The sequence below is a fragment of the Kocuria tytonicola genome, assembly GCF_003687455.1.
GTDB classification, from domain to species: domain Bacteria; phylum Actinomycetota; class Actinomycetes; order Actinomycetales; family Micrococcaceae; genus Kocuria; species Kocuria tytonicola.
Genome location: NZ_PHOA01000201.1, coordinates 1 through 1,086, shown reverse-complemented (window position 1 = coordinate 1,086; position 1,086 = coordinate 1). Strand labels below are relative to the sequence as shown.

Below are 1,086 nucleotides of genomic sequence, written 5' to 3'. Positions count from 1 at the left end.
GAGTTTCACGTGAACGGATCCACCGACCGCCCCCGCGGCGACGACGCCCGCCCCTCCGCCACCCGCGCCGACGACCAGCTGCCCGACGACGCCCCGTCGGCCGCGGGGACCGGCGGACCCGGAACCGGGGCGCCCGCTGCGGGGGCCACGGCGGCGCGCCACCCGGACGAGGGCCCGCGCCGCTCCCGCTCCCGTGTGGGCGATCCGCTCTCCCATCCGCGGTTCGCCGCGCCCGGGACCCGCACCAAGCGGGCCTGGTGGCTGCTGGGGGCCACGCTCCTGGTGCCCGGCTCCACGCAGCTCGTGGCCGGGCGCCGCAGCATCGGCCGGATCGCCGTGCGGATCACCGCCGCGGTCTGGGCGGCACTCGTCCTCGCCCTGGTGCTCTGGTTCGTGTGGCGCACCGCGCTGATCTGGCTGCTCACCAGCTCCATCACCTCCGCCGTGCTCATGGTGGTCCTCGTGGCCCTCGCCATCGGCTGGGTGGTGCTGTGGTTCGACACCCTGCGCCTCATCCGGCCGGGCCTGCTCGGCACCGGGATGAAGCGGGCGGTGATCGTCGTGACCGTGCTCGCCATGCTCGTCACCGGTGGTGGGCTCGGCTACGCCGCCCACCTGGTCTCGGTGGCGCGCGGTGCGATCTCCCACACCTTTGCGGGCGGCCTGCCGTTCGCCCCCTCCGAGGGCCGCTACAACATCCTGCTCATGGGCGGGGACGCCGGCGAGGACCGGGAGGGCCGGCGGCCGGACTCCATGACGGTGCTCAGCGTGGACGCGTCCTCCGGGCAGACCGTGACCGTCTCCATCCCCCGCAACCTGCAGAACGTCCCCTTCCCCTCCGGCTCGCCCATGAGCACCGTCTACCCGGAGGGCTTCAACTGCGGTGACGAGTGCATCATGAACGCCATCTACACGGACGTGATGCAGAACCACAAGGACCTCTACGAGGGTGTCGCGGACCCGGGGGCCCAGGCCACCAAGGAGGCCGCCGAGGGTGTGACGGGGCTGAAGATCCAGGCGTACGCCCTGATCGACATGGACGGCTTCGCCTCGCTCGTGGACGCCCTGGGCGGGATCGACCTGAAC

General features: G+C 72.9%; 1 protein-coding gene. It reads left to right on the top strand.

All coding sequences use genetic code 11. The features are described from left to right. Positions 1–9: 9 nt before the first annotated feature. The coding region (locus tag CWC38_RS11830; protein ID WP_133306268.1) for an LCP family protein at positions 10–1,086 on the top strand (1,077 nt) is incomplete at its 3' end.